Here is a 21843-nt window from a genome sequence, read left to right on the forward strand (position 1 = left end):
CCCTCAATCAGTAACTTACCTTTGTTTCCCTTAACTACTACAACGATATAGCAACGGTTATAGCTCGTCCAAAAAGCATCGCCCAGCAAATACTGAAGGCCAAAAAACGGGTCGAGTAGTATTTTGCAAGCTCCTAATGTCTACACAGAGCCAGCCTATATATCAGTTTGTCAAGCTCTTCACCTTACCTACTTCGGGAAAATAACGAGGGGGTTGCCTTCAGAACTTATCATGGCTTCGACTATCAGTTAGGATTCCGTATGGATTACACAACCTAAGCCACCAGCGACCCTGCAATATGGCGGACAAGGCTTTCGGCGATGGCTCGTTTGGTGTTCAAGGGCAACTCCCGAACGGTGCCGACGCGGTCGAGGAGGGAGACCTGGTTGGTGTCGTGCCCAAACCCGGCTCCAGCATGACGGAGAGAGTTCAGCACAATCAGGTCTAAATTTTTGCTGACTAACTTGGCCTCTGCGTTGGCTTGCTCGTTGTCAGTTTCAAGCGCGAAGCCCACCAGAAACTGATCGGGCCGCTTCTGATGGCCCAGCCGGGCCGCAATGTCCACGGTCCTGACCAGTTCAATGCTGAACTCGGCCTTCTTCTTCAACTTCCGGTCGGCCACTACTTTGGGCGTATAGTCAGCCACGGCGGCAGCCAGAATCGTCAGCGTAGCGGTTGGAAAATAGGCTTGGCAGGCTGCGTGCATCTGAGCCGCCGACACCACCGGCACGACCCGGACGGCGGGATGACCAGCCTTAAGGGTCGTAGGTCCGCTAACGAGCGTAACCGTGGCTCCCCATTCGGCCAGCACATCGGCGATGGCGTACCCCATTTTGCCCGTCGAATGGTTACTGATGTAGCGAACCGGATCAATGGCTTCCTGCGTGGGGCCAGCCGTGAGCAGGACGGTCAGACCGTTTAAATCGGTGGTTTCGGGAGCGAGGAGGGCGTTCATGCGCGTTTTGTGGTTTGGGTTTGTTGCCAGAAACGAAGGGCTTCGCGCCCGGTCATGTAGGGGACACCCCGCCGGTGGTTTTCGCGGCTGATGGCGTACAGTACCCACCAGTGGTGCAGCAGAACGCCCCAGGCCCGCCAGAGCGAAAAGCCCGGCTGGTAGATGTGAGCCGGTTCGGCCCCAGCCCCGTTCAACTCCAGGATAGCTATATGCCGACCGGCGTACAGGTCAGCCACCGACCGGCAGCGCAGATCGTAACGCCCGAAGTAGAACCCGTCGATATCGGCACTGATGCGGTCGAAAACGCGGGTGAGTTCGGGGGTAATCAGGTGGTTGGCGTCTAAAAACATCGTTCCCCGGCTGTGATTACCAATCGGTACGAGGGTGATAACTTCGCCTGGTGCGGGAATCTCATGAAAGCGGGAGCCGTATTGGTGGCACAGGGCGGACCATTGCAGCACGGCTCGCTCGTTCTGCCGAATGAGTACCTCGATGCAATCGCGGCCATTGCCCCGGATGCTCAGGAACGCCTTCTGCACCACCGACGACACCACGCCCTGGGTCTGCCCCGGCATCCGGTAATAGAACACGCCCAATTCGAGGGGTTCGTCTACATACGCCTGAATCAGAAAATCGCCGGGGCTGCTTTGGGCGTAGTGAACCAATTGGTCCCAGTGGTCGATCTTCTCGACGCGCCAGCCGCGTTCGCCCACGTCTGGCTTAGCAATGAGCGGGTAGCGGAAGTTCAGCCGAGCCAGCTCCGCGAACAGGTGGTCGGTGTGAGTGGGCAACGGCACCCGCAGCGTTTTGGGCTTGTAGGCAGCGCCGATGCGGTCCAGAATGGCACTTTTCGACTCACCCAGCAGGCCACCCGTTTCGATGGAGGGGTTGCTAGCCGAAAAGAAAAACAGTGACCGCGCCTTCAGCGACAGCCAGAGCCAGTAGACAAACACGGGTACGTAAACCACCCCGAATGGCCAATATTCCCACGACCGTAACCGGATTAGGAACGGGACAGTCGTAAGTTGACGGCGAAGCCAGAGCTTCAGCGTGGAGAAAACCGCTGTCGGTTTTAGGCTACAGGCCGGGGCATCGGGCAAACTAAGCGGTTGCATAATCGGACCGGGTTAGGGTAAGTTGGTGGGATTGCCCGCTCATAAAATCGTCGTAGAGCAGTTCGACGGCTTCGTCTTGATGTACCACGCTGGTCAGGCTAAGCGTCATCAGACCATTTGGGCGGTTCATACGTATGGCGTTTTCAGCATCGTCATCGCCTGCGTAGGTATGGAAAGCCCGGGTGGCTTCAACGGATGGCTGCAGCTGGTGATGAAGCCAATCCCGAAACCAGCCTTCGCGTTGCTCGATCACATCGGGCGTATAGAGTGTTGCCGACGACCAGATGTGGGGGCGGTCTGGGTCTTTATCGTTAATAAACAGGCGTTTGCCATTCCAGCGAAGTTCGGTCAGGCGGCCGGCCGGCGATCCGGCCATCTGAGTAATCAGCAGGGTAAACGGCTCCAGCCCCGAGGGATCGTACTGACGTAGAAAATTGTCGGGTGTGTCGTAATCGAATACGTGGAGCGGCACTAAGCCCCGGCTATGGCGCGGTTGCGGTTCCCCGCCGGGACCGCTGCCATAGGGCAGTTGGGGCTGGTGCGCCGTGAACGCACCGTTGAGCAGGCAAACCGTTGTATAGCTACTGCTGGCTATCCAGGTGCCGCCCCCCTGCGGGTCTTTCGGATAAACGATCTCCTGACCGTTGCGCAGGTACGTTCTGGGCAGGAGCGCAGCTGGCCGGACGGTTTTCTCGTCGCGGCTGTGGGTGAAGAGAAATCCCCCGTGCGGGCGGGGCAGGTATGTGGCAGTACACATGGCTTGGTCAGTTGGCTATAGAAATAGGTTGACAAAGCCTGTACCAAGCAAAAAAAGCTCATAACTATCTCATAGTTAGATAGTTATGAGCCTTAAGATTTCTTTTTCCGATCAATTACTTTACGAAATATCGTAGATTTCCGTCTATTCGTAGATTTTGAACAGGCTGTCGAACAAATGTAGATCAGCGCATGAGCGGTCATCAACCAAAAACAACCCCTTCTGCCACTGTCCGGCCCGCTTCAACATCCTGCCGCAGGCTGTCTATTTTGGCGGTGATAGACGCCAGCGCAATCTTGCCCAGCGGCATCCGTAGTGGAGGATTATCCTGTTGCGCGAGTTGCCAGATAGCCTCAGCCGCTTTGACCGGGTCGCCTTCCTGACTCCCGTTTACCTGCTGCATTCGCTGACGAAAAACCCCGGCAGTGGCATTGTAATCGGCTATGTGCAGTTGCGCCTGACCGAAAGACGGCCCCGCAAAGTTAGTGCGGAACGGCCCCGGCTCCACAAGCGTCAGGCGAATGCCTAACGGGGCTATCTCGGCGGCTAAGGCTTCGCTGACACCTTCAAGAGCAAATTTACTGGCGTTGTAGATGCCAAAGCCGGGGGTAGCTTTCACCCCGGCCTGCGAAGAAATCTGAACGATATAACCGCTTTTCTGCTGCCTGAAAAGCGGTAAAAAGGCCTGGGTCAGTGCCAGTGTGCCGAAGAAATTACTCTCGAAGACAGCTCTCACTTCGGTCGCCGACGCTTCCTCAACGGCCCCGGCAAACCCGTAGCCTGCATTATTGACCAGTACGTCAATCCGACCGTAACGCTCCTGTACCAGCTGTACGGCCTGTTGAATCTGGTCGGGCTGGGTAATGTCCAATTGAACCGCCAGGCCATTTGGCACCTCTTGTCTGTTAAAGGCTGCTACCTGCTGCTCAGTACGAAACGTGCCGATTACGTGGTCGCCGTGCTGCATAACGGCTTCGGCGAGGGCTTTGCCCAGCCCGCTGGAGATGCCTGTGATAAACCAGATTTTGTTCATGTTCTGCCTTATGCCTGTTTTAATAACTCAATCTGACAACTGATTCTCACGGTTGCCGGATGCTTTTCAGCGTTGAAAAAGTCAGCCGAGAGCAGGTGACCATCGCGCTGTTTATCGAGCGTGTCAATGCTGCTCACATCGACGTGGAGGGTGACCTGAGCGTCCGAAAAATCGTTGGCCTCCGCCACGATGGTGCCGTCGAATTTTGTAAAGTGGCCTTCGGCTTCGGTAATGCCGAAGTGCGTAACGGCGAAGCCAATTTTGCAATGTGCGGGTTCAAAAACCCATCTGGTTGTTTGCTGTGTCATCATCGTATTGGGTTGAAACGTGACGACACAAAAGTACCCGGCGGAACAGGTTGCCTGTCAGCAGGCAACCGACTATACCCGGTACGATTCGGACATAACCTGTCGGAAAGCCGCTGGTGATTGGCCCGTGGCTGCCCGGAAGACACGGGCGAAATACGAGGGGTCCATGAAGTTGAGTTCAGCCGCTATCTCCGTTATTGTCTGGTCTGTAAAGGTCAGCAGCCGTTTGGCTTCCAGCAGACCCCGCTCCCGAATAACATCGCTGGCGGTTTTCCCGGCTACCTCCTGGCAAATCAAATTCAGGTGGTGCGGAGTGACGTTCAGGGTCGATGCGTAATACCGAACGGGTTGGTTCTCGGTGTAGTGTTCGTCGAGCAGGTGTTTAAGCTTTTTGAACTGAATTATGTAGCGCCGGTTGAGCAGACGATTCTGCTGCCGGGTAACGCACCGCTGAATTTGCGCCAGTAGTACCTGAAGCAGCGGTTGGGTAATGGCTGCCGTATGGTCGGGCCGCTCTCGTTCGCGGATGAGCAGGTCAATTGTCTGGCGGATGTCCTGAAAGTCGGCAGGCGTGGGTTGTAAAAGTGGGTTGGCGTAAAAATTGTCCAGAAAACTAAGTTCAAAGAGTTTGTCTTTATTCGACTGGTTGAGCAGAAAAAACGCTTCGGTAAACAAAATACTGCCCCCGTGCAGGGGTTCCCATTCTTCAAACTCATGCAGTTGCCCCGGCGAAATAAAAAATAAAGATGTGGGGGCCAATTCGTAAGGCTGATAATCAATTGTTTGCCGACTACGCCCGGCGTCAACCCAGATGATTTCGTAGAACGTGTGGCGGTGCAGGTCGTCAACGTCGGGTTCGGCCATTGTCTCAAAGCGGGTAATCTCAAATTGAGTTGGATTCGCGGGCTGGTTGATGAAATGACCAATGGAATAGGCGGGAAAGTGACGGTGCATACTGATCGATTTAGGTCCCAACTGACGTCGGCGCTTTAGGTCCCTGGTGTAGCTGCTCCTTGAATTCGGACGGCGGCACGCCCACTATTTTTTTGAAAAACCGGCTAAAATTCGACACTTCGTCGAAACCCAGCTCGTAACTGATTTCTTTGGCCGATTTGTCGGTGAACGACAGCAGACGCCTGGCTTCCAGACCAATGCGTTCGTGGATGACTTGCAGCGGACTTTCCCGCTCGTGTAAGGCGAATACGTTGGTCAGGGTTTTGGGGGATTTGTTGAGCTGATCCGCATAAAAGCCCACCTGGTGTTGTTGGCGGTAGTTCTGCTCGACCAGCATCCGAAACTGCCGGGTCAATTCCAGCCCTGAGTCGGTCATTGTTTCTGCCCGATACTGCGCTTTGGTGAGCCGGGTCAGGGTGATAATCAGGCGTTTGAGCAGCATCCTGAGCATCTCGCCCTGAATGGTATCGCGGGTAGCAAATTCGTCGCTGAACACCACCAGCAGGGCCGTTAGTTTTACCTGATCGTCGGTTGACAGGCGCAGAAACTGGGGTTCGGGACGACCATAGAAGAGCAACCCGGAGCAGGACACTTCTTTGTCGTGGTCGATGATGCAATAAAACTCGCGGTCGAACTGCCAGGCGACGACAGTATCGGCCCGCTCAAAACGAAACGTCTGATTGACGACTAAGGGCAGCACCGACTGGGCCGGAAACAGGTACGTCAGCCCGTCAATCGTCACGGTCTGGTCGGCCCCAGTGTTCCAGGCGACGGTTAGCAACCGCTGCTGCCGACCCGTCCGTACCTCATTCGGGTGGATGGTTTCATCGAAAAATTGACGGTAGAAACCGACTTCGTGTTCAATGAGCCGAATGGTTCCGTCGGTAGTGGGTTCGTGGTAAATTGCCAGCATCGTTTGGATGGTAAAAATTGATTATTCCTTATGGTACGTACCCATAAGGAATAATCAATGAATCCTGTACGCAGCCATCAGGCAGCCGTTGCTTCGAGTTCGGCGACTAAGGGCCAGTCGATTTCTACGCCGGTCAGGTTGTGGAGGTAATTAGCCGCGATTTTGTCGCTCACCTGTAAAATCAGATCGACCAAGTTGCCTTTGGTATAACCGGCTTCGTAAAAAGCAGCGACGTTTTGGGCTGCTGCGCGGCCTTTGTTTTCAGTAATGTCTTTGGCCAGCACGACCAGCGTGTTCAGTTTGGGATTGGCGCTCTGGCCGGCGCGGATGTCGAGGATTTCCTCGTCCGAGAAGCCGTTCATCTTCCCGATAGCCGTGTGGGCACTCTGGCAATACCGGCAGCCATTGACCTCGCTGACGATCAAATTAACCGCTTCTTTTTCTTTGTTCGACAGCGACGTTTTAGCCCCCTGGAAAGCCAGGTACCGAGGCAACGCATGTTCGGAGTGGCCGAACGTAGCGAAAAGGTTGGGCACGAAGCCCGCCATTTTTTGGAGGCCATCAAAAGCCGTTTGCGTGGCGGGCGATACCTGATCGCGGGTCGGAACTGTGAATTGTGACATGACTTTGGTCCGTTTACGTGAATTGTTTTGCACTTATTTGTTGGGACAAAGTTCACGGGCCGCATCCGGGCGGAGAATACCGATTCCACCCGCCTAGTTGTCAATTTCGCCCGAACTACAAAACCATAAACCATTACGGTCGCTGAATGCCCAGCTTTTTCATCCGCGAATCGAGCGTGGTAGGAATCATGTCTAAGAGTTCGGCGGCTCCGTTTCTGCCGCTGACTTTCCAACGGGTATGTTCCAGCACGCTCAGAATGTAGGTACGTTCGGCTTCTTCCATCGTGACGAAACCGACGGGTTTGGGCGAAGCGGGTTTGCGCCGGGTCCAGTCGCCGAGGTCGAGTTTGCGGCCGGGCGAGAGGATCAGCGCCCGTTGCACCACGTTTTCCAATTCGCGGATGTTGCCCGGCCAGTTATAGTCGGTGAGCGCGTCAATGACTTCAGCAGGAACTAGGTCGATGCTCTTGCCGATGCCGGGGCCGTGTTTTTGGCAGAAGTGCCGCACCAGCAGCGGAATGTCGTCTTTGCGTTCGCGCAGGGGTAGGCTCAGAATCGGGAACACGGCCAGCCGGTAATACAGGTCTTCGCGGAAACGACCCTCGGCCACTTCCTTCTCCAGATCGCGGTTGGTGGCGGCAATCACCCGCACGGCGATCTTCAGGGTTTTGCTGCCGCCCACCCGCTCCAGTTCGCCTTCCTGCAACACCCGTAGTAGCTTGGGTTGCAGTTCCAGCGGCAGCTCGCCGATCTCGTCTAAGAAGATCGTGCCGCCGTCGGCCAGTTCAAACCGCCCGATTTTCTGGGTCATGGCTCCCGTAAACGCGCCCTTCTCGTGGCCGAACAGCTCACTTTCGATGAGCGTGGCGGGCAGGGCCGCGCAGTTGATCTTGACCAGCGCCTTGTTTTTGCGCCCGCTGCGGTTGTGCACGGCCCGCGCCAGCAGTTCCTTCCCCGTCCCCGACTCGCCCAGAATCAGCACGGTGGTGCTGGTGGGGGCTACCTGCTCGACCTGCCGCAGCACCCGCCCGAAAGCTTTGCTCTGGCTGATGATCTCTCCGAAATTAGTCGTCTGCCGGATTTCGTCGCGCAGGTACGTGTTTTCGGCCTGCAGCTGGTTTTTCAACTGCTCAACTTCGGCCAACGCCTTCGCCAGCGAGTCAGTACGTTCGGCCACGCGCCGTTCGAGCGAGGCGTTGGCGGCTTCCAGTTCGCGCTGTAACCGGCGTAGTTCGAGGTGGGTATTGATGCGAGAGACGACCTCCTGCAACTGGAACGGCTTGGTGATGTAGTCCACGGCCCCCATGTTGAAGCCGTTGACCTTGTCAATCGTTTCCGAGAGCGCGGTCATGAACAGGACCGGGATGGTACGCAGGGCGGGGTCGTGTTTGAGCCGACGGCAGGTCTCAAACCCGTCCATGCCGGGCATCATCACGTCCAGCAGGATCAGATCGGGCTGGGCCAGCCGGGCCTGTTCAATGGCGCTTTTGCCGTCGCGGGCCACCAGCACTTTGTAGTCGAAGCGGGTCAGCGTCTCGAACAGCACGCTGATGTTGTTGGGCATATCGTCTACGAGTAGGATCGTGCGCCCGCGCCCGTCCAGATCGCCACCGGCTTCAAATGAAGGGTTCATCGCGTACTGATTTGTTTCTTGAGGTATTTTTTTAACCGGGCCATGTCGAAATTTTCAGCCGCCTGCCGCAGTTCGTCCGTGAAGTGGGCAAAGGCCGGGTTGTCTGCATCCAGGGTTTCCAGGCCGGTCAAGATGCCGCCCACATCGCCCATTTCGGCCAGCCGAAGCAGGTTTCGCATCTGGTTGGGGGGCGGAAGCTCGGCGGGTACGTCGGCGGGGGTCGGCTGAGCCGCTGTCGCTGTAACGGATCCAATGACGGGGGCCGGGGGCAGCCCAACCAGGAGTCGAAACCAGCTGCCTGCGCCCGGTTCGCTACAAACCGTAAGCTGGCCGTTCATAAGACCAACCAACTGATCGGTAATGGACAGTCCCAGGCCGGTACCTTCGATATACTGCCCCGGCTGGCGAATCTGGCCGAAGGGCTGAAAAATAGCGTCAATCTGTTCGCCCGAAATGCCCGTACCGGTATCGGACACCACAAACCGCAGGGTGTCAGCACCAGCCAACCGGTCAACATGTAGGGCGACGCTGCCCGTTTCGGTAAATTTAACGGCGTTGCCCAACAGGTTCAGCAGCACCTGCCGGAGCTTGCGCTCGTCGCCCAGCACCCAGTCGGGCAGATCGGGCGCTGGGTGGAGGGCAAAATGAAGTCCTTTTTGTTCGGCCCGCACCCGCATCAGGCCGGTCAGGTTTTGTAGCAGGGTGGGCAAGTGCAGCGGTTCGGTCAGTACGTCCATGCGCCGGGCTTCAATCTTAGCCAGGTCCAGCACGTCATTGATGAGCGTGAGCAGGTCTTCCGCGCAGGTATGAATCACGTCCACACCTTTTCTTAGTCCGTTGGTCAGCCGCTCGTCCTGCCGGAATAATTGGGTATAGCCCAGAATACCGTTGAGCGGGGTACGTAGTTCGTGGCTCATCGTGGCCAGAAACTCACTTTTGGCGCGGTTGGCCCGCTCGGCTTCTTCTTTGGCGCGGGCCAGCTCGACGGTGCGCGTTTCCACGGTTTCTTCCAGATGCTGCTGAATTTGCCGCAGTTTTTCCTCCGCCACCTGTCGGCCAATCTCGGCCCCCGACCGGGCGGCCAGCACCCGCAGAATGCCCACGTAACGGTGATGATTGGTCATGGGGCGCGAATCCATCACGGCCAGATGCCCGATTACGTCGCCCGTTTTGTCCTGTATCGGCACGCCCAGATACGATTCCAGATCGCCGTAGGGCGTGAAGTTCAGTGGAAAATCGGAGGGGTTGTACAACGTGCGGCCCCGCATCACGATGTCGCAGGGCGTACCGGCCAGGTCATACTCCACGTTCTCCAGCAGGACGTCGCGCTGCCCGAAGGCCAGCGTTCGGACGCGGGTTTTCTCCACGTTCGTACACTCGGTCACCATCGCGTACTGCACGTCGAGGGTTCGGGTCAGTTGCTGCACCAGCGACTGAAAAAAGTCGGTGCCGATGTCAGCGGCCGTGTTTTCGGAGATGCGCCGGAGGGTTTCGTCCAACTGCCCCCGCTCGGTAACGTCGCGCACAAACGTACACAGATAATCCTGCGCGTCGAGCCGGACGAAGTTGAGGCCCATTTCGGTCAGCCGGTGCGTGCCATCGCGCCGAACCTGCCGGATGTCGAGCGTGAGGGTCTGGTCCTGCCGCAATTGCTGCCAAAGCCGCTGGTAGGCGGGTGGGTCGAAGGCCGGGTGCAGCGTCTGGAATGATATACCCAGCAGCTCGGCCCGTTCGTAACCCAATTGCCGGGCAGCCATCGGATTGGCCCGGCTAACGTGGCCGTGGCGGTCGAAGAGCAGAATTGGCTCGAGCGCCTGCTCGACAGTTGAGTGCGACAGGCGCAGAATTTTCTCGGAGATAGGCAAAGTCGGTTCCATTCGTCAGGGCCTGCGCAAACGCAGTGTTTCTGGCTATAAAGCTGCAATTTTCAGTCCTGAAGGGTGTTTAGGGCAACTAAACTCCCTTCCCGCTCGGATATGCTGTCTTTTGGCCATCGGCCGGAGATGATTAGCCACCATCACAACGTATTAAAGCTACGCCATTTCCGAAGTGTTACGACATATCGTAAAAAATCCGTTGGCATGGCGCGGCTAAAGCAACGGGTCAACGGCTGTTAATCGCTGTTTACAGGCTGATTGCCGTGCTTTTGCTCACGTCTGGCACAGTTGGAACGGGTTTTGGCAATGGGTAACCAACCGGCCACACCCAAGCGGACAGGCCAATCAAGCTAAACCGGTTGCTCCGGCGGCCTCACAACCCAATGAAAACACTCACAGTGCTGCTCCTTGCCCTCACGCTGGGCTTCATGGCATCGGCCCAATCAACGCCAGCGGCCCGTAAACAACAGTTCAACGTAGAAAACGGGCTGGCCATTCAGGGCTACGACCCAGTGGCCTACTTCACGCAGAATAAAGCCCTGAAAGGGTCAGCCGCCAGCGCCTACACCCACAAAGGCGTAACGTACCGCTTTGCCTCGGCGGCCAACCTGAAAGCCTTCCAGGATAGTCCCGACAAATTTGAACCGCAATACGGTGGCTGGTGTGCCTACGCGATGGGGGCCACGGGCGAGAAAGTCGAGGTGGACCCCGAAACCTTTAAAATCGCGGGCGGCAAGCTGTTCTTGTTTTACCACAGCTTCATCAACAACACCCTGACCAAGTGGAACAAAGACGAAGTGAACCTGCACAAAAAAGCGGATGCCAACTGGGCTAAAACAATTTCGTCGGCACTCTAAACCGGTTGGGCCGGTCCGCCGTTGCGGGCACTCCGCTAAACCACCCCTGACTTATGGAAAAGCTTCCTGTTTATCTGCTGTGGGCCGCTCGTCTGGTAGCCGCCATCATTCTGCTGCAAACGCTCTATTTCAAGTTTGGGGCACAGGCCGAATCCGTCTATATCTTCTCAAAGCTGGGCGTTGAACCCTGGGGGCGCATCGGGTCGGGCGTGGTTGAGCTGATCGCTGCCGGACTGATTCTGTACCCGCGCACCAGTTGGATCGGGGCCGGTCTGGGTCTGGGCGTCATGGCCGGGGCCATCCTCTCGCACCTGACGGTATTGGGTATCGACATCCTCGGCGACGGGGGCTACCTGTTCTTCCTGGCGGTGGTCGTGGCCGCAAGCTGTATCGCCATTCTGCTGCTTACGTGGCAACAGTGGTTGCCCGTCGTGACGGCGTTGCCTTTACTAAAACGGGCCGGGCTGAAAGGCTAACCCCACCAACCCAATCCCTTCATTCGTTATGTCGCTCAAATCCGCCAGTACTGATAGCCTGATGCAACTCGCCGACCTGATTGGTCAGTTGTCCGATGCCGATTACGCCCGTCCATTGCCCGTTTTGTCGGGCAACACCATTGGCAAACACATTCGGCACATCGTTGAATTTTATGAACTACTAATTCGCTCTGTTGCCACCGCTCAGCGGGAGGCCCGCTCCGGTATGCCGGACCACGGCGTACCGGCTCCACTCAACTACGACCGGCGACAGCGCGACTTGCAATTAGAAACCGACACCGACGAAACGCTCCGGCGCATCAGCCGCATCGACCGCGCCATTAGCCGAATTGACCTGAACCAGCCTTTATGCTTAGAAGCTGATCTGTCTGTGGCCGGTAGCGAACCGGTTCAGATTCCCTCGACGGTGGCCCGCGAACTACTCTACAACGTCGAGCACGCGGTTCATCACATGGCCTTGATTCAGGTGGCGGTGCGGCACGAATTCCCGGCTGTCGAGTTGCCCGACCATTTCGGCGTGGCGTACTCGACAGTTCAGCATCAGGCGGTCAGTCACTAACGCACCATTCCTTACCACCCATGCTCACACTCTTCCTGCTCGTCGCTGCCATCAGCTTTGTCGGGTCGCTGCACCCCGGTACGGTAAACATCGCCGTGTTGCAAACAACGCTCGCCCAGAGCCGACGCGCCGGGCTGTGGCTGGCCGCTGGGGGCAGTCTGCCCGAAATCGGCTACAGCGCGCTGGCGGCTGGCGGGGCCATGCTGCTGCCGATGGGGCCGGGGTGGTCGGTGGTGCTGACCTATGCACCAGTTGCGGTGCTGCTGGTTGCCGGGCTGGTTGCGTTCCGGCAACAGCCGGTTGCGCTGCGGGCGGCTGTTGCCCCTGTGGTTGAGGCACACTCTGTCCCAGCATTCTCCCTGTTCTGGAAAGGGATTGTGCTGGGCGGTACCAACCCCCAACTGCTGCCTTTCTGGTCGGCGGTGTGGCTGTATCTGAGCCGGGCCCCGGCGGGGGGCCGCCCGATTGGGGGGCAACTGCTGGGCTTGACCAACACGCAGGGCAGTCAGTGGGTGTTTGCGGTGAGTACGGCGGTGGGGGCTTTCGCGTGGCTGGCCGGGGTCGTCTGGCTCGCCGACCGGCTGCGGCATCGGGTGCTGCCGCTGCTGGGCAGCGCGTGGCTGAACCGCCTGACCGGAGCCGTCTTTGTAGGCATGGGCCTGTGGCAACTGATTCATATACTGCTGTAGGCCAATGGAAAATGCTAAGCTCTCTCCGGTACGCGCTGTAGGTACGTCTCTGCTGCGTTGGCGGCGGCTGGGCCTGTTTTGTCTGGTATTGGCCACGATGTTGCCCAAGTGCGTTTCCATTCGGATGTCGGATGAGAACGTGGCGCAGTATTTCGCCAATCAGCCCGTCAAACCCACATTTGGCCAGTATCGGGCTGGTGAACGCACGATGCACTATGCCAGTATGGGAGCCGACACGCTGCCAATGGTCCTGTTCATTCATGGCTCGCCGGGTTCGTGGGATGCGTTCATCCAGTTCTTTACGGATCCATCGCTCTACCGCCACGCCCGGCTTGTATCAGTTGACCGGCCCGGCTTCGGCAAGTCGGACCTCGGCAAAACGGAGCGCTCGCTCCGGGCGCAGGCTGCCGCCATCGCCCCGTTACTGCGGCAAAGCCGGGCGGGGCAAAAGCCGATTGTGGTGGGGCATTCGCTGGGCGGTCCGCTGGCGGTTCGGCTGGCGATGGATTACCCCGACGCCGTAGGCGGATTAGTGCTGGTGGCTCCATCGGTCTCGCCCGATCTGGAACAAAAAGAGTGGTACCGGGTGGTCGGCGATGCGTTCCCGATTCGGTACTGGTTGCCCGTCGAGCTGCGGGTCAGCAACCAGGAGATACTTCCGCTGAAAGGCGAACTCCAGCAGATGGTGCCCCTGTGGACAACGATCCGGGTGCCGGTGATCGTGATTCAGGGCGACGATGATCCGCTGGTGCCGCCCGCCAATGCCCTGTTCACCCAAAAAATGCTCATCAATGCCCCTGTTACCGTCCAGATGATTTCGGGCCTGAATCATTTCATTCCCTGGAAACGGCCCGACTTAATTCACGATGCCATTCTTCAACAAATGCGTCAACAAACACAATCAATAACCAATTATCGCCAATGAAACCGATTATTCGTCCACTGCTCGTTCTGCTGGTTTCCGCTACCACCGCCCTGGCGCAAACGTCGCCCATATTCGTCAAAGACGGCAACGCTATTCGGGGCTACGACGCGGTGGCTTATTTCACCGAAGGCAAACCCGTTTTGGGCGATTCGGCCTATTCGTATGCCTGGCAGGGGGCCAACTGGCGGTTTGCCAGTGACCGGAACCGCGATGCCTTCAAGGCCAACCCGGCACAGTATGCCCCGCAGTATGGCGGCTACTGCGCCTACGGCACCGCCGATGGCCACAAAGCGCCCACGCAACCCGATGCCTGGACCGTTCAGGACGGTAAGCTGTATTTGAACTACAACACGAAGGTAAAGTCGCTCTGGGACAAAGACCGGACCGGCTACATCCAGAAAGCCGATAAAAACTGGCCCGCGCTAAAAGACAAAGCTGCTCACTGATCCCCCACTCTCCCGTTTATGCAACCCCGACTGACCTTTTCCCTTCTCCTGATCCAGCTTAGTCTGGTTCAGCTTCCGGCCCGTGCGCAGGGATGCAGCGATGCTGGTTTTTGCACAATCGGTACACTAAAACAGCACGGTTCGGCGGATGATGCCTACGACCAGACGCTGACGCTGCTGCTGCCGGTGGGTATTGGCGACGAATCCGTGTTTGTCTTTACGCCGGGGATTCAGTACGACCGAAAACTGTCGTCGGCCTGGGCGGTTCAGGCGAAACTGACCGGCAACTACGCACAGGGAAACTTAGGCAGGGCCACGGGGCCGGGGGATGTGTTCCTGTCGGGTACGTATTCATGGCCAACCCAGGGCCGCTGGAAAACCGCGCTGACGATTGGCGCCAAGCTACCGCTCAACCGGGGCAACCTGACAAGCCAGAACCAGCCACTGCCGATGCAGTACCAAAGCAGTCTGGGAACGCTCGATGTAATCGGTGGGCTATCGGTGAGTAGCACCCGCTGGCAGGTTTCGGTGGGGTGGCAGCAGCCACTGACGGGCGCCAACGCCAACACCTTTCTGGCCGCTACCGACCGCCGGACGGAAGCCCGGCCTTACCCTCCCTCGAACCAGTTTGTCAGGCGGGCCGATGGGCTGGCGCGGATTGCCTACACCCTGCCGGTCGGCTCCCGGTTGACCCTGAACGCTGGTCTGCTGGGCATTTATCACGTTGCGGAGGACACCTACACGGACCCCAACGGGCGCAACGTACCGATTGCCGGCTCAAAGGGCCTGACGCTGAACGCAACGCTGGCAGGCTGGTGGATGCTGAGCCCTACCATGCGCGCCGGGTTCACCGCTGGTGTGCCGCTGGCTGTGCGGGCAGTACGCCCCGATGGCCTGACGCGCAGCGTAGTGTTTGCCCCCGAAATCAGCTATTCGTTCTAATGGAAAACTCCTTCATGATTCGCCAACTCAAAAAATTCCCGATGATGCGTCAGGTACTACTACTTTCTCTTGCATGGCTGGCTGCGGCACCGTTCGCCCTGGCCGGTGGCCCCTGGGTGCCGGGTTTTCGGAAGGGCTTTGTCCAGGTCGGCTATTCGGGGCTGTATTACAACGCCGTGTATGGCCCCACCGGTGCTGAGCAGCCCGTTTACCGAGATGCCAGCGACGTAACCTGGCAACTCTATGCCGAATACGGCGTTGCCAACGGCTGGGCGATTCGGGGAGTGCTGCCTTACAAACGGCTGCGCACCCGCTGGCCGGGCAATCCCTCCCCAAACTCCACACCGACCGGCTCGCTATATGGTTTGGGGAATGTGGGCTTAGGCCTCAAACGGGCTTTGCTTGATGGGCAGGTCAAACTAAGTGTGGGTGTCGATGCACTGGCCAACACGTTCGTAAACAATGACCGGCTGGGGCTGCGGTCGGGCTTCGAGGGCTGGACGGTGCTGCCTTATCTGTCAGTAGGCGCCGGCGGAAGCCGCACGTATTACTTTGCCGAAGCAGGTTACGGCTTTATGACCCAGAATTACAGCAACTTTTTAAAGCTGAACGGCGAGTTCGGGTATAAACTGCATTCCCGCGTGTGGCTGGCCGGTACGCTGGACTTCCGATTGTCGGCCAGAAGCGGCCCGTTTGTCAATACCGAAGCCTACCAGTTTTCGGGTACGTACCTGAACAATCAGCAATTCCTGGGAGCTGGTCTTAAAGCCACTTACGACTTTGTGCCGGACAAACTCGGCCTGACTGCCAGCGTCATCGGGGCATTGGCCGGGCAAAACGTACCGTTCTCGCGCGCTTATAACGCCGGTATTTTTCTAAAATGGTAACCGATAACGGACCGATGAAAATCAACTTCATTTCCTTGCTGCTACTTGCGCTGCTGGCAGGCTGCGGGTCGCACGAAGACCCCATTCTGCCGACTACGACCGTGCTGATAAGCAGCACGACCAGCCCGGCGACTGGCACCGTCAGCAGCCTGACTACCGTTGCCACCACCGACAGCACCGGGCGGACCCTGCTGGCGCAGGGGCGGTTCATGAACAACGTCCATGTCGTGAGCGGGGCGGTACAACTCTACGAAAAAGCGGGCAAACGAACGTTGGTGTTCACGGATTTCAACACCGATGCCGGGCCGGATTTGCGGATTTACATCGCCGAAACCACCAGCCTGCGCAATTTTCTGGAAGTTACCCGGCTGGAACAGACCGGCAACTTTACCATTGAACTCCCCCCCACCGCCGACCCGTCTAAACAGCGCTATGTGCTGATCTGGTGCAAAGCATTTTCGGTGCTGTTCGGTAACGCAGCTTTGCAATGAACGTGAGCGGACTGAGATGGGTGCTGTTGCTGACGGTTAGCCTTGTAGTAGCCTGTAGGGCCCAGGCCCAGGCTGTGGGTACGTTTCCTGTTGAAAGGCCAACTGGTGAGACGTCTGCTGGCCGCTTTTTCACGACGACGGGCGTTAGCTTAGCTTTCCCAGTTTCGGCCCTGCGCAAGGTGGCGGGAAACGGACGTGGCACGTCGTTTACCCTTGAATACCGGATTAATTCACGGGTATCGGTGGCGGGTGCCTGGGATGCTAATTTGCTGCCGGTGCAGACGGCCAGACTCGTTGCCAATGTTGACCCGGCCTTACAGCGGATCGTGAGCGAGTTAAAAGGCGTTTATCAGGCCAATGCGTTTGGGGCCTATATTATCTGGTACGGTAAAGATCGCCCGCTAAAACCCTACCTGACGGGCGGGGTCGGTCTGAATAGCATTACGGTGCCTCAGTTGGTGTACGATGCACAGACGCAGTTGCTGTCCCTTGAATCGGCATCAAAACTAAATGGATTTGTTTCGGGCGGGTTTGGCATCAACTGGCAATTCTCCAAACCCGTAGCTGCCTTTGGGGAAGCGAATGCGTATGTAGTACCCGCCAGCTCGCCGGTAGCGGTTGGGTCAAACAGTTACCTGACGGCAAAGCTGGGGCTGCGGTTTCCGCTATTTTGATGTCGCTACAACCTGAAATTCAGTCCACCATCGTTTAATAAGTTCAAAATTACCATGCAAAGCGATTCCAACTCGTCTACTACCGGGGCAACAGGCGACCCGAAGTCCGGCATCATTCGATCTGTTACGCCAGACGACGTACCTGCCCTGAAAGCCCTGATTGATACCGTTGATTTGTTTCCGTCAGCTATGCTCGACGATATGATGACTGATTATTTGACGAACCCAGCCAGTAGCGACTGCTGGCTGACCGATACTGGTCTGGCAGGTGTAGCTTATTACGCACCAGAGCGGCTGACTGAAGGGACTTGGAACCTGTACTTAATCGCTATTCATCCCGACCGTCAGGGCCAGGGGCGCGGCGCGGCTCTGATACGCTACGTTGAGCAGGCGCTGCGGGAACGCGGTGAACGGCTGTTGCTGGTCGAAACGTCCGGGTTACCCAAGTATGAGTATCAGCGAGCATTTTACCGGCGATGCGGCTACGTCGAGGAAGCCCGGATTCGCGATTTCTACCAGGCCGGGGAAGATAAGGTCGTTTTCTGGAAGGCACTTACTCCGAAAAACACAGTTCGGGGAAAAGTGTCATAAAGGCCGGCAATAACGCTTCGTTTCGCGGCTGGTCGGCACACTACGTTTGTATGGTCAATATCGATCTCATAAACCAATCAGCTCATGGCAACCTTCACTGTGCTAATTCGGGAACAGATCTCCGCTTCCAACCAACAACTATTCGACGTACTGACCCAAAAGCTGGGTATGGTGCCCAATCTGTACGCCATATTCGTCCACTCGGATAATGCGCTGAGCAACTACCTGACCTTTCAGCAGGAACAGGCCAAAGGGGCCTTCAACGCCCGGCTGCGCGAAGCCATTTACATAACCGTTTCCCAAGTTAATGGCTGCGCCTACTGCTTAGCTGCCCATACGGTGCTGGGCAAAATGAACGGTTTCTCCGACGAACAGTTGTTCGGTATCCGTGCCTCATGCCGACCGATTATCAAAGCCCAGCGGACCCTGTTTTGACAAACCTGAACCGGCGGATGGGCGTTTTCCGTTGTGGAAACGCCCATCCGCCATGGCTATGCTGCTTGTTGGGTCTTGACCTGGTTGGTTTTGAGCAAGCGGATGAAGCGCAGGCGGCCTCGAAAACCCGCGATGCGTTGTCGAGCTTTAAGTTGCTCTTCTGGTTCAATGATGAGGGCCGCATAATCCAGGCACAAAAATACGTCTTGTCCGATTTGAATTAGTATTATGACTTGGCGATGAGTGATAAACCCGCCTCTGGCAGCAGCAGGATAGCTCAATTTCGCCTATACAAAAAAGGCCCTCCTGTTCGCAGGAGAGCCTTTTTTGTGAACTTTAGGTACGTTACAGGGCGGCCACCACCTGCCGCACTTTCTCGGCGGCTTCGGAGAGGGCAACGGCCGACTGCACTTTCAGCCCCGACTCGTCGATGATACGGGCTCCTTCGGCGGCGTTGGTGCCTTGCAAACGAACGATGATCGGTACCGGAATATCACCGATAGCTTTGTAAGCCTCTACCACACCTGTGGCCACCCGGTCACAACGAACGATACCGCCGAAGATGTTGATCAGGATGGCCTTTACGTTCGGGTCTTTCAGGATGATCCGGAAACCGGCTTCCACCGTTTTGGCGTTGGCTCCACCCCCAACGTCCAGGAAGTTGGCCGGCTCACCACCCGACAGTTTGATGATGTCCATCGTAGCCATGGCCAGCCCAGCACCGTTTACCATGCAACCCACGTTGCCGTCGAGTTTTACGTAGTTCAGGTCGTTGGCCGAGGCTTCCACTTCGAGCGGATCTTCTTCCGTTACGTCGCGGTAATTGGCCAGGTCGGGGTGGCGGTACAGGGCGTTGTCGTCGATGTTTACTTTCGCATCGACCGCCATAATTTTATTGTCCGACGTTTTCAGTACCGGGTTAATTTCGAACATCGACGCGTCGGTGTCCACGTAGGCTTTGTAGAGGTTGGTCACGAATTTGACCATCTCTTTAAATGCCTCGCCATTCATGCCCAGTCCAAACGCCACTTTACGTGCCTGGAAGGGCTGCAGGCCCACGGCTGGATCGATCCACTCTTTTACGATTTTTTCGGGCGAATGTTCCGCCACTTCTTCAATGTCCATACCACCCTCGGTGCTGGCCATAATGACGTTGCAGCCTTTGGTACGGTCGAGCAAAATGCCGATATACATTTCCTTGGGTTCACTCTCGCCCGGATAGTATACGTCTTGTGCTACCAGCACTTTATTCACTTTTTTGCCTTCAGCTCCGGTCTGGATGGTCACCAATACATTGCCGATCAGGTTTTTAGCGATTTCGCGCACGTCATCAACCGATTTGGCAAGGGCTACGCCGCGCTGTGTGCCGCCTTTTATCTGGCCTTTTCCGCGCCCACCGGCATGGATCTGCGATTTCACGACGACAAACTTCGAGTTTGTCTGTGCCATGATCTGTTTGGCGGCCTCAACCGCTTTTTCGGGCGACTCGGCAACGATGCCTTCCTGAATCCGAACGCCGTAGCGTTTCAATATTTCTTTACCCTGGTATTCGTGGATGTTCATACGGACAGCAACACGCGATGATTAATTACGCGCAAGTTAGGAGTAAATTAGATTTAGTGATGCTTAAAGGTGTTGGCAGCCGCACATAAACGAGTATTTAAACGTTAATTAGGGTAATGAAAAACACATCACTCTCCGGGCCTTTAGCTCTGGCCCTGATGGCCAGCCTTGGCCTGCCTCTCTGCGGCGCGGCGCAATCGCTTAATCCACCCGCAAAGTTCAACCAATGGTCATACAAAGACCCCGCTACTGACTCTATTCCAGGCATTAGTCTCGATAAAGCCTACCAGTTGCTCAAGGGCCGCAAATCGGTTCCGGTGGTAGTGGGCGTGGTCGATTCGGGGATTGATATTGCCCATGAAGACCTGCGCGATATAATCTGGAAAAACCCGAAAGAAACGCCCGGCAACAATGCTGACGACGATAAGAACGGGTACGTCGATGATGTAAACGGCTGGAATTTCATGGGGGCTAAAGATGGTACCACCTATGAAGCCGATCTGGACGAAGTAGGGCAGATCACCAACGACTGGAAGTCAAAATTCGAGCAGGTTGACCCCGCCAAGCTATCGGCTACCGAGAAGAAACAGTACGACATTTATCAGAAAGCAAAAGGCCAGTATGCCAAGTCGAATGCCCGCACTACTTCACTGCGGACGCTGGTACGGGACGAGGCTACTTACAAGCGTGGTATGGATGCCATGGCTACGTTGCTGGCCGGTAAACCGTTTGAGCGCGAAAGCATTACCCGTGTTGAAACGGGGAACGACACCGCCGCACTGGGGGCTAAAAATCTGCTGACCGAAATCTTCGCCCCACAGGCAGAAAGCTTCGACAACCTGATTACCCGCGTGAAACAGGTGTATGACCGGCTGAAGCCACTTGTCTTATCAGACATCGGAGGCGACACCCCACCCGATAACGCCCGCAAAGCCGTTGGCGACGATCCAAACAATCCGAACGAGCGGTATTATGGCAGCCCGAAACTGATCATCGGCAAGTCGGAAGAGTTGGCGATGCACGGCAGTCACGTGGCTGGTATCATCGGTGCCAAACGGGGCAACGGCATTGGCGTGGATGGCATCGCTGATAACGTTCGGCTGATGATGGTCGGCGTGGTGCCCAGCGGTGGCGACGAACGCGACAAAGACGTAGCCAATGGTATCCGGTATGCGGTCGACAACGGGGCCAAGGTGATCAACATGAGCTTTGGCAAACGGTTTTCGCCGTATAAAGACGCCGTAGATGCGGCCATTAAATACGCCGAATCGAAAGACGTATTGCTGGTACATGCAGCAGGCAACAACGGTGAGAATGTAGACTCACTGCCAACGTACCCACGGCCCGAATACGAAGATGGCACGATTGCCAAAAACTACATGACAGTGGGCAATTCAACCCGTCGGTTAAATTCGGCCCTGCCCGCTTCGTCGTCGAACTACGGCACACGCGTTGACCTGTTTGCCCCCGGCACCGACATCGACGCCACGACACCCCATAATGGGTATCAGAGCTTGACGGGAACGAGTATGGCGTCTCCCTGCGTAGCGGGTGTGGCCGCGTTGCTGCGCTCGTATTTCCCCAATCTGACGGCCGTTCAGGTGAAAGATATTCTGATGAAAAGTGCCTACAAGCCCGACGTAATGGTACGTAAACCTGGCCGTGCGGGTGGGTCAATGGTGCCATTCAGTTCACTGAGCAAATCAGGCGGTATCGTAAACGCGTACGAAGCGGTTAAGCTGGCGATGGCAGTAAAGTAAGTTGTAGCATCAGGGTTCAAGCGTGAAGGGCTCCGCTGATTTACCACACAGGTGATCGGCGGAGCCCTTCACGCTTAAACCCTGATAGTATAAAATCACGCCGCCACGTCACCTACCAGCAGGGCCGCTTCGTGGAGCAGTTCGGTAGCGCAAATCTCGTCGGTAAAGGCTTCAATAGTCGCGTCAACAACGGCCAGATCGACTGGCGGGCGCGGGGATTGTTCATCCGCAACAAAACCAGCTAATGCCCTGCCTACATAAAGCATGTGCAAGGCCGATAGTAATGTTGGCAACCGTTGACTATGACGGGTTTGCGTTTCTTCAGCATTCATAAACGGATAAGACGAACCAGGCTCTAT

At 56.7% G+C, this 21843-nt stretch carries 25 protein-coding genes; 13 read left to right on the forward strand and 12 right to left on the reverse strand.

From position 1 onward, the window contains the following. Positions 1-274: 274 nt before the first annotated feature. The 10 genes from ACAW75_RS11520 to ACAW75_RS11565 all read right to left on the reverse strand — a co-directional run bounded on the left by ACAW75_RS11520 (position 275) and on the right by ACAW75_RS11565 (position 10168). On the reverse strand, positions 275-955 hold the full coding sequence (locus tag ACAW75_RS11520) for a phosphopantothenoylcysteine decarboxylase domain-containing protein (RefSeq protein ID WP_370728863.1): 681 nt from the start codon (positions 953-955) through the stop codon (positions 275-277). Further along, a complete protein-coding gene (locus tag ACAW75_RS11525) occupies positions 952-2070 on the reverse strand; it encodes an ATP-grasp domain-containing protein (RefSeq protein ID WP_370728864.1) in 1119 nt (372 codons plus the stop codon). The genes ACAW75_RS11520 and ACAW75_RS11525 overlap by 4 nt, the downstream gene beginning before the upstream one ends. After that, positions 2057-2827 carry an NRDE family protein gene (locus ACAW75_RS11530; RefSeq protein WP_370728865.1) on the reverse strand — a complete coding sequence of 257 codons (771 nt, stop codon included), beginning with the start codon at positions 2825-2827 and terminating at the stop codon, positions 2057-2059. Before ACAW75_RS11530 ends, ACAW75_RS11525 begins: the two co-directional genes overlap by 14 nt. A 202-nt stretch (positions 2828-3029) precedes the next feature. Then, entirely contained in the window at positions 3030-3860 is an 831-nt protein-coding gene (locus tag ACAW75_RS11535; RefSeq protein WP_370728866.1) for an oxidoreductase, read from the reverse strand. Between the two features lie 8 nt (positions 3861-3868). Next, positions 3869-4171, reverse strand: a complete 303-nt coding sequence (locus ACAW75_RS11540; RefSeq protein ID WP_370728867.1) for a YceI family protein — start codon at positions 4169-4171, stop codon at positions 3869-3871. A gap of 69 nt (positions 4172-4240) precedes the next feature. After that, on the reverse strand, positions 4241-5122 hold the full coding sequence (locus tag ACAW75_RS11545) for a helix-turn-helix domain-containing protein (RefSeq protein ID WP_370728868.1): 882 nt from the start codon (positions 5120-5122) through the stop codon (positions 4241-4243). Between the two features lie 10 nt (positions 5123-5132). Beyond that, positions 5133-6035 carry a helix-turn-helix domain-containing protein gene (locus tag ACAW75_RS11550; protein WP_370728869.1) on the reverse strand — a complete coding sequence of 301 codons (903 nt, stop codon included), beginning with the start codon at positions 6033-6035 and terminating at the stop codon, positions 5133-5135. A 77-nt stretch (positions 6036-6112) separates the two neighbouring features. Next, on the reverse strand, positions 6113-6658 hold the full coding sequence (locus ACAW75_RS11555) for a carboxymuconolactone decarboxylase family protein (protein ID WP_370728870.1): 546 nt from the start codon (positions 6656-6658) through the stop codon (positions 6113-6115). Between the two features lie 133 nt (positions 6659-6791). Then, positions 6792-8291 (reverse strand): sigma-54-dependent transcriptional regulator, encoded by a 1500-nt coding sequence (locus ACAW75_RS11560; protein WP_370728871.1) that lies wholly within the window; start codon positions 8289-8291, stop codon positions 6792-6794. Then, positions 8288-10168 (reverse strand): ATP-binding protein, encoded by a 1881-nt coding sequence (locus ACAW75_RS11565; protein WP_370728872.1) that lies wholly within the window; start codon positions 10166-10168, stop codon positions 8288-8290. The genes ACAW75_RS11560 and ACAW75_RS11565 overlap by 4 nt, the downstream gene beginning before the upstream one ends. Before the next feature lie 383 nt (positions 10169-10551). On the opposite strand from ACAW75_RS11565, the gene ACAW75_RS11570 reads away from it, so the two are divergent. The 12 genes from ACAW75_RS11570 to ACAW75_RS11625 all read left to right on the forward strand — a co-directional run bounded on the left by ACAW75_RS11570 (position 10552) and on the right by ACAW75_RS11625 (position 18161). Next, positions 10552-11025 (forward strand): YHS domain-containing (seleno)protein, encoded by a 474-nt coding sequence (locus tag ACAW75_RS11570; RefSeq protein WP_370728873.1) that lies wholly within the window; start codon positions 10552-10554, stop codon positions 11023-11025. A gap of 53 nt (positions 11026-11078) precedes the next feature. Continuing rightward, positions 11079-11501 carry a DoxX family protein gene (locus tag ACAW75_RS11575; RefSeq protein WP_370728874.1) on the forward strand — a complete coding sequence of 141 codons (423 nt, stop codon included), beginning with the start codon at positions 11079-11081 and terminating at the stop codon, positions 11499-11501. Between the two features lie 28 nt (positions 11502-11529). Further along, complete coding sequence (locus ACAW75_RS11580) at positions 11530-12081, forward strand: DinB family protein (protein ID WP_370728875.1); 552 nt, start codon at positions 11530-11532, stop codon at positions 12079-12081. 20 nt (positions 12082-12101) lie between these two features. Beyond that, positions 12102-12770: a LysE family translocator gene (locus ACAW75_RS11585; RefSeq protein ID WP_370728876.1), complete on the forward strand. Its 669-nt coding sequence runs from the start codon at positions 12102-12104 to the stop codon at positions 12768-12770. Positions 12771-12774: 4 nt separating this feature from the next. Continuing rightward, on the forward strand, positions 12775-13695 hold the full coding sequence (locus ACAW75_RS11590) for an alpha/beta fold hydrolase (protein ID WP_370728877.1): 921 nt from the start codon (positions 12775-12777) through the stop codon (positions 13693-13695). Beyond that, complete coding sequence (locus ACAW75_RS11595; protein WP_370728879.1) at positions 13692-14141, forward strand: YHS domain-containing (seleno)protein; 450 nt, start codon at positions 13692-13694, stop codon at positions 14139-14141. The genes ACAW75_RS11590 and ACAW75_RS11595 overlap by 4 nt, the downstream gene beginning before the upstream one ends. An 18-nt stretch (positions 14142-14159) precedes the next feature. Next, positions 14160-15083 carry a hypothetical protein gene (locus ACAW75_RS11600; RefSeq protein WP_370728880.1) on the forward strand — a complete coding sequence of 308 codons (924 nt, stop codon included), beginning with the start codon at positions 14160-14162 and terminating at the stop codon, positions 15081-15083. A gap of 14 nt (positions 15084-15097) precedes the next feature. Beyond that, positions 15098-15970 (forward strand): hypothetical protein, encoded by an 873-nt coding sequence (locus ACAW75_RS11605; RefSeq protein WP_370728881.1) that lies wholly within the window; start codon positions 15098-15100, stop codon positions 15968-15970. A gap of 14 nt (positions 15971-15984) precedes the next feature. After that, the gene (locus ACAW75_RS11610; RefSeq protein WP_370728882.1) at positions 15985-16461 is read left to right on the forward strand and encodes a DM13 domain-containing protein; all 477 of its coding nucleotides are present in this window, start codon (positions 15985-15987) and stop codon (positions 16459-16461) included. Continuing rightward, on the forward strand, positions 16458-17135 hold the full coding sequence (locus tag ACAW75_RS11615; RefSeq protein WP_370728883.1) for a hypothetical protein: 678 nt from the start codon (positions 16458-16460) through the stop codon (positions 17133-17135). The genes ACAW75_RS11610 and ACAW75_RS11615 overlap by 4 nt, the downstream gene beginning before the upstream one ends. 54 nt (positions 17136-17189) lie before the next feature. Continuing rightward, positions 17190-17726 carry a GNAT family N-acetyltransferase gene (locus ACAW75_RS11620; protein ID WP_370728884.1) on the forward strand — a complete coding sequence of 179 codons (537 nt, stop codon included), beginning with the start codon at positions 17190-17192 and terminating at the stop codon, positions 17724-17726. Positions 17727-17810: 84 nt separating this feature from the next. Next, a complete protein-coding gene (locus ACAW75_RS11625) occupies positions 17811-18161 on the forward strand; it encodes a carboxymuconolactone decarboxylase family protein (RefSeq protein WP_370728885.1) in 351 nt (116 codons plus the stop codon). A 345-nt stretch (positions 18162-18506) separates the two neighbouring features. Here the strand turns inward: ACAW75_RS11625 and sucC are convergent, their stop codons facing one another. Then, entirely contained in the window at positions 18507-19724 is a 1218-nt protein-coding gene (gene sucC, locus ACAW75_RS11630) for an ADP-forming succinate--CoA ligase subunit beta (protein ID WP_370728886.1), read from the reverse strand. A 116-nt stretch (positions 19725-19840) separates the two neighbouring features. Here sucC and ACAW75_RS11635 point away from each other — a divergent pair, with 116 nt between their 5' ends. Next, complete coding sequence (locus tag ACAW75_RS11635; protein WP_370728887.1) at positions 19841-21484, forward strand: S8 family serine peptidase; 1644 nt, start codon at positions 19841-19843, stop codon at positions 21482-21484. Positions 21485-21579: 95 nt separating this feature from the next. On the opposite strand, the gene ACAW75_RS11640 is transcribed toward ACAW75_RS11635, so the two are convergent. After that, positions 21580-21816, reverse strand: a complete 237-nt coding sequence (locus tag ACAW75_RS11640) for a hypothetical protein (RefSeq protein WP_370728888.1) — start codon at positions 21814-21816, stop codon at positions 21580-21582. Between the last annotated feature and the right edge of the window lie 27 nt (positions 21817-21843).

This window comes from Fibrella arboris (genome assembly GCF_041321095.1).
Lineage (GTDB): Bacteria > Bacteroidota > Bacteroidia > Cytophagales > Spirosomataceae > Fibrella > Fibrella arboris.